Genomic DNA, 7,325 nt, shown 5'->3' with positions numbered 1-7,325 from the left:
GGGCTTGCCAGTGGCTGAGGTCGTGCATGGTCGCATCCGGGGCTGGGTGGTGAGGGAGGCTGACCATACGGGCATTTTGCCGGCGTGCCGAGAGCCAATCAGGCAGGCGGCGATGGTGCCAAAGGCCGGTCTGGCCGGCGCAGCGGCAATCGCCTGCTAGACTGCTTGAGCATGCAGCACCCACTGGTGCTGCCTATCGACAGTGGCGCTATCGCGCAGATTGCGCATGAGCCGATGCGTTCAGCGTGACTTGAAGGATCGCATGGAACTGTTTGCGGACGATGATGCATTGCCAGCGCTCGAGGCAGCACTGGCCGCGGCTGATCCGGCTGGCGAATTCCAAGCTGGCCTGGCACTGGCTTGGCAGCTGCGCCAGCGTGATCCGCAACGGGCGGCGCAGCTGGCTGCACGCCTGCATGCAGACGCGTCGCAGCTGGCAGCGCCGGCCGGCCAGCTTGCTCGCTTGCAACTTCTCGAGGCGGAGCTGCATTGCCTGCATGGTCGCTATGAAGCCAGTGCGCGGGCTATCGCAGCATTACAGCCGGTTCTAGCCAATCTGGACGATGCGCTGCTTTGCGGTGATGCCTGCTTGCTGCAGGCTCGCCTGCTGGGTTTGCGCGGCGAGCCGGCCCAGGCCAGCCTGGAGGCAGCGATCGATGCCTATCACAAGGGGGGCGATACGCTGCGCCAGGCGATTGCTGCCGCACAACTGCGCTATGTGCAGCTACAGCAAGGTGAAGATGCGCCCGTGCCGCCCGAGCCGCCGGCAGACAGCACCCCGGCCGCACTGGCATGCTGGCAGCGGGCGCTATGCGCGGCAGCCCTGCACCGCTTGGCGCGCCATGGCGAGGCTGCTGCGGCCTGTATGCAGGCCGTCGATCTGGCCGAAGCGGTTGGCGACCGGCTTTCCGCCTGCCGCTTTGCCTTGGCGGGCAGCGAGATGCTGCTGCTGATCGGTGCTGCAGCCGCTGCTCAGCGCTGGGCGCGTCGGGCACTGGCCATTGCCGCGCCGTTGCACAATCCGCAATGTATTGCGGCCGCCAATACCGCTCTGGCGCAATCGGAGGGCGGCGCGTCGGCCCCTGCCGCCGACTCGCAGCAAATCGTGATCGCGCTGGAAGCTGATTTCGCGCAGGCGCAAGCGATGCAGCAAAGGGCAAGGCTGAGCGAAATTGACCAGCTCAAAGCTACCCATGCCAAGCAGCAACACGCTGCCAGCGCGAACTTTGAAGGCCTGCTGGCGATAGGCCAGGAGATAGCCTCCAGCGCCGATAGCCATGCGGTTTTCGAGTCGCTGTATCTGCATGCACAAGGTTTGCTCGATGCGTATTCCTTTATGGTGTTCAGCTTTGACGAAACAGGCAGCCGCCGCACGCTGGTCTATGGCATCGAGGATGGCAGGCCGATGCCCGGCTTCAGCTCGCCAGTCCTTGCCGACTCGGCGATAGACCGCTGTTTTCGCCAGCGCCGCACCATTGTTGCCAACAAGCAGCCCGGTGAAGTGCCGCAGATACCGGGCACCCGCGAAACCCTCAGCCTGCTGTATGCGCCGCTCTTGGTGCGCAACCGGGTACTGGGTGCCATCACGGTGCAGTCGCCGCGCCCGCACGCCTACGGTCCGGACGCTCTGGCAGTGTTCGATGCCCTGTCGGTATTCGCGGCAATCGCCCTCGCCAGCGCAGAGATGCGCCGCTTGACCGAGGAGGAGATTGCCGAGCAGACCTCGCAGCTGTTGCTGAGCAACTATGAGCTGAACCAGGCGATTGCCGAGCAGGCCGCATCGGCCGACACCCTGCGCCAGCTGGGTGATGTCGGCCGCGATATCACGGCGGCGCTGGAAGCCCAGGTGATCGTGGAAGTACTGCACCAGCACACCACGCGGCTGCTCGACTCGCAAGGCTTTGCACTGTACCGGCTTGATGATTCCGGCAAGACGCTGAGCTGCACCCTGGCATTTCATGATGGCGTGGCCTTGCCGTCTCGGCAGCTGGCGCTGGATGCCCCTGAGCAGGTGGCCGAGGTGGCGCGGGAGCGCAGCGAACGCTTGCTGGCGTTGTCCGATAGCGATGCCACCCATCCTGCCGGCCTGCGCAAAATGAAGTCGGCCCTGTACGCGCCGCTGATTGTCGGTGAGCGTCTGCTGGGTGTGCTGACCATCCAGGCCGCGCGTGCGCACGCCTATGGTCAGCGCGAACAGATGATCTTCCGTACCCTGTGCGCCTATGGCGCCATTGCCCTGGCCAATGCCGATGCCTATCGCGCCATGGAAATGGCGGTGGCCGAGCGTACTGGCGAATTGCAGAAGGTGAACGAGGGGTTGAGCAAGGCGGTCAAGGAATTGCTGCTATCGGCCGAAACGCTGCGCATTCTTGGCGATATTGGCCGCGAAATCACCGCCACGCTGGATGTCATGCTGGTATTCGAGACACTGCATCGCCATGTTGGCGAGCTGCTCGATGCGCCGGTGTTTTCCATTTATCGCCATGGCGACACGGATCAGGCCATGCTCAAGGTATATGGCGGCGCGTTGGCCGATGCCGGCCCTTCAGATCCCGACGCGGCTGCCGTGGCCGAGGCGGTGGCGACGCGCAGCGAGATACTGATCGAGCAGGCGCCGGGCGATATGGCGATCCGCACCCGCCTGTTTGCGCCGCTGCAGGTACAGGAGCGGGTGCTGGGGGTGATGTCGATCCAGTCGACCCGCGAGCATGCCTATGGCGAGCGCGAGCGCATGATCTTCCGCACCCTGTGTGCCTATGGGGCGATTGCCCTGGCCAATGGCGATGCCTATCGGGCGGCCGAGCTTGCCAAGGCACAGACTGTCGCCGCCCTGCATCAGCTCACCCAGACCCAGACCCAGCTGGTGCAGCAGGAGAAAATGGCGACGCTGGGCCAGCTGGTGGCCAATGTTGCCCATGAGATCAACACGCCGATTGCCGCGATCAAGTCTGGCGGGCAGAGCATTGTCGAGTCGCTCGGGCTCGCCTTGGGCGAATTGCCGCCGCTGCTACGCACGCTGGACGAGCGCGAGGCGCAGGCGTTTTTGACCCTGCTGTCCTTGCAACACCGCTTGACCGGGGTGTTGAGCAGCAGTGAAGAGCGGGCCTTGGTCAGGGCGATGCTTCTCCGCTTGCACAGCATGGGCATTGACGATGCGCGCCGCGTCGCCTCGGCCCTGGTGCAGTGCCGGCTGGCGGTGGACGAATTGGACATGGTCGCGCCACTGCTGCGCAGCGAGCAGGCCGAGCGCATGCTGAGCACTGCAGCCAGCCTCGCCGGCATCGTCAGCAATGCCAACAATATCAATGTGGCGGTGGATGGGGTGGCGCGCATTGTTTTCGCGCTCAAGTCCTATACCCGGCAAAGTGCGGCCAATCAGGCCAGGGAAACTGATCTGGCTGAAAACCTGGAAACGGTGCTGACGCTGTACAGCAATCGCATCAAGCAAGGCTCGGAACTGATCAAGCGCTTTTCCCGCGTACCGCCCCTGCTGGCGTTTCCCGATGAGTTGCGCCAGGTGTGGACCAACCTGATACACAATGCCCTGCACGCCATGCAGTACCGGGGCACGCTGACGGTGCGGCTGTTCGAGCATCACCATCACGCGGTGGTGGAAATCGAGGACACCGGCTGCGGCATTGCGCCGGATATCCGCTCGCGCATTTTCGAGCCGTTTTTCACCACCAAACCGGAAGGCGAGGGCAGTGGCCTCGGGCTCGATATCGTCCGCAAGATCGTCCGCAAGCATCTCGGCCGCATCGTGGTGCGCAGCGAGCCGGGGCTGGGCAGCACCTTTACCGTGATATTGCCCCTGCAGCCGGCCCAGAACCGGGTCTATACCGATGAAGGCACAGCTGTCGCTGTGGATGGGCCGGGCGACATGCGTGTCCGGCCGGCGGTGCCGGTTCCGGGCAATTAGGGGCCGGGTTTGCGGTGGACACGTTTGCGGTTCGACCCGGCTCCCTCCACCCCGCGCTGTTCGGGGGAGCGCGCGGATCGCGCGCCAGTGGGTTGATTCAGCGCTTCGCCAAGGAAAACCGGATATGGAGCATGAGGCGATACTGTGTGTGGATGATGACCCGACCATACTCGGGGCAATGCGGACCGTGCTCGACAAGCACTGCCACCGTGGCAGGACGCTGGAGCTGGCGGAAAGCGCCGAGGAAGCGCTGGCGGTCGCAGCCGAGCTGAGCCAGGAGGGCGTTGCCATCTCGGTGGTGATCTGCGACTACATCATGCCGGGCATGAAGGGTGACGAGCTGCTGGTGCAGATGCACAGCCAGTACCCCGATGCGGTGAAGATCCTGCTCACCGGCCAGTCTGATCTGCAAGGGGTGAAGCGCGCCATCAACGAGGCCAATCTCTACCGCTTTCTGGAAAAGCCGTTCAACAATGCCGATCTGATGCTCACTATCCAGGCCGCCAGCAAGGCATTCCGGCAAGAGCGCGATCTGGCGCGGCAGAACGAGGAACTCAAGCGCGTCAACCGCGAGCTGGAGCGACACAACTCCCTGCTGGAACTGACCGTGGTGGAGCGTACCCGCGAATTGCTGGAAAAAAACCAGGAACTGGAGCGGCTGTCGATGACCGACCGGCTCACCCGGCTTGGCAATCGCGCCAAGCTCGATGCCGCCTTGGCCGAAGAAGTGGCCCGTTGCCAGCGCTATCGCTGTGATTTGTCGCTGATCATGCTCGATGTCGATCATTTCAAGCAGATCAACGACAGCCTCGGCCACCAGACTGGCGATCTGGTATTGGCTGACATCGGTCGCCTGCTCAAGGATGGGGTGCGGCAGACCGACCTGGTCGGGCGCTGGGGTGGTGAGGAATTCATCGTCATCTGCCGTGAAACCCCGCTGGCTGCGGCGCAGATCGTGGCTGAAAAACTGCGCCAGGCAATCGGGCAGTACGACTTCACCGTGACCGGCCCATTGAGCGCCAGCTTCGGTGTATGCAGCTATCGCGACGGCGATACGGCGGAATCCATGGTGGCGCGGGCCGACAAGGCCATGTATCGGGCCAAGGAAGCCGGGCGCGACCGGGTGATGCTGGCCGCCGACGATGGCGATGGCAGCGGTAAGGCAACGTCAGGCTGAAGCCGGCCCAGAGGCGGCTGGCGCCGTCTTCCCTCCGACCGACTGTACCGCCTTGTGGCTGCTGGCTGTACCGGGCAGCGGGCGCCGTATCCGCACTATTGTTGCTGCTTCCGCGTCCACACCATTTCTGCCATGCGCGCTTTTCTTCCACTTCCCTCGCTGGTGGCCGGCTTTATCACTGTGCTGGTCGGCTATACCAGCTCGGCGGCCATTGTGTTCCAGGCGGCCAATGCCGCCGGCGCCGATGCGGCGCAACTGGCGTCGTGGCTGATGGTGCTGGGCTTTGCCATGGGGCTTAGCTGCATCGGCCTGTCATTGCGCTATCGCGTGCCGGTGGTGACTGCCTGGTCTACGCCGGGCGCCGCCTTGCTGGCCACCAGCCTGCTGGGCCACAGCATGGCCGAGGCAGTGGGCGCCTTTGTGTTCTCGGCAGCCTTGATCACCTTGTTTGGCGTCACCGGCTGGTTCGAGCGCGCCATCAAGCATATTCCGCTGTCCATCGGCGCGGCGATGCTGGCCGGCGTGCTGCTCAAATTCGGCATGAATGTGTTTGTCGCCATGCAGAACCAGCTGTGGCTGGCCTTGCCGATGTTTGTCGCCTATCTGCTGATGAAGCGATGGCAGCCACGCTTGGCTGTGGTGCTGGTGCTGCTGCTGGGCTGCGTATTGGCGGCCTGGCAAGGTCTGTTGCACCCGCAGGCGTTGCGCTGGACCATTGCCAGCCCGGTGTGGACCATGCCGGTATTTCATTGGCCGGTATTGCTGGGCGTGGGCTTGCCGCTGTTTATCGTCACCATGGCCTCGCAGAATATTCCCGGTGTAGCGGTATTGCGCTCGTCCGGCTATCAGCCACCGATCTCACCGATCATTGGCTGGACCGGGCTGATCAATCTGTTGCTGGCGCCATTTGGCTGCTTTGCACTGAATCTCGCTGCCATCACCGCCGCCATCTGCATGAGCCGCGAGGCGCATGAAGATCCGGCGCGACGCTATCTGGCCAGCGTTGCAGCCGGAGCCTTTTATTTGCTGCTCGGTCTGTTGGGTGGCTCGATTGGCGCCCTGTTTCTGGCCTTTCCCAAGGAGCTGATCTTCGCCGTGGCCGGCATCGCCTTGTTCGGTTCGCTGGCCAGCGGTCTGGCCCTGGCGGTGCGCGAGGAAAGCCAGCGCGAGGCAGCGCTGATCACCTTCCTGGTCACCGCCTCCGGCCTCACCTTGTGGGGCATAGGCTCGGCATTCTGGGGCCTGTTGGCCGGTGCGCTGGCCTGGTGGCTGCTTGGTGCCAAGGCGGCCAAGTCCTGAGCGGGCCAGATTTGCTGCGGCGCCCCCTTGCATGATGTGTGGCATGGATGCCGTGGCGACCGTGCCGGGCGGGCGGCCCGCTTGCGCCCGTGCACGCTTGGCCTCAAGCTCACGCCATGCTGAAATTTGTATCACTTCGCTTGCTGTTCGCGCTGATCCTTGCCGCGCTATTGGGCGCCTGTAGCACCATCCAGTATGTCAGCCAGGCCGCCGACGGCGAGGCCGAGGTGCTCAATCGTGCCCGCCCCATCGGCGAGCTGCTTGGCGATCCGACCACGCCGCCCGTGGTGGCCGAGCGCCTGCGCCTTGCGCAGCGGATCCGCGCCTTTGCCATCTCGGAATTGCATCTGCCCGATAATGGCAGCTATACCCGCTATGCCGATCTGGGTCGCGAGTATGTATTGTGGAATGTGGTCAGCACGCCGGCCCTGTCGATGCGACCGCTGGAGAGCTGCTTTCCGATTGCCGGCTGCCTGGCCTACCGTGGCTATTACAAGGAGGCCGAAGCGATTCGCTATGCCGACGAGCGTCGCGCGGCGGGCGAAGATGTATTCATGTATGGCATTCCGGCCTATTCCACCCTGGGCTGGTTCAACGATCCGCTGCTCAACACCACGGTGCGCTATGGCGAGCTGGCGATGGTGCGGCTGATATTCCATGAGCTATCGCATCAGCTCTATTACGTGCAGAACGACAGCAGCTTCAACGAAGCATTTGCCACGGCGGTAGAGCAAGAAGGCATGCTGCGCTGGCTGGAGCATGAAAACAAACCGAGCGTGCAGGGCCGCTTCGAGCAAAGCGAGGCGCGGCAGAAGGCGTTTCACCAGATGATGAATGGGGCGCGCAAGCAGTTACTGGCGGTATATGGCAGCAAGGACAGCGATGCGGTGAAGCTGGCTGCCAAGGCCGATATTTTGAAACAGCTGGCTG

At 63.6% G+C, this 7,325-nt stretch carries 4 protein-coding genes; all 4 read left to right on the top strand.

Annotation, left to right across the window (positions count from 1 at the left end; genetic code table 11):
* Positions 1–262: 262 nt before the first annotated feature.
* Positions 263–3,919, top strand: coding sequence for a GAF domain-containing protein (locus ACE3OH_RS16990; RefSeq protein WP_374355725.1), 3,657 nt, complete (start codon positions 263–265; stop codon positions 3,917–3,919).
* 124 nt (positions 3,920–4,043) lie between these two features.
* Positions 4,044–5,096 (top strand): diguanylate cyclase, encoded by a 1,053-nt coding sequence (locus ACE3OH_RS16985; protein ID WP_374355722.1) that lies wholly within the window; start codon positions 4,044–4,046, stop codon positions 5,094–5,096.
* Between the two features lie 132 nt (positions 5,097–5,228).
* Complete coding sequence (locus ACE3OH_RS16980) at positions 5,229–6,395, top strand: benzoate/H(+) symporter BenE family transporter (RefSeq protein WP_374355719.1); 1,167 nt, start codon at positions 5,229–5,231, stop codon at positions 6,393–6,395.
* A gap of 116 nt (positions 6,396–6,511) precedes the next feature.
* Positions 6,512–7,325 (top strand): aminopeptidase (locus ACE3OH_RS16975; RefSeq protein ID WP_374355716.1); only part of this gene is annotated, 814 nt, incomplete at its 3' end.

The sequence above is a fragment of the Chitinimonas sp. genome (genome assembly GCF_041904975.1).
GTDB lineage: Bacteria > Pseudomonadota > Gammaproteobacteria > Burkholderiales > Chitinimonadaceae > Chitinimonas.
Note: the sequence above shows the minus strand (reverse complement) of the source record. Positions and strands in the feature narration are given on the sequence as shown.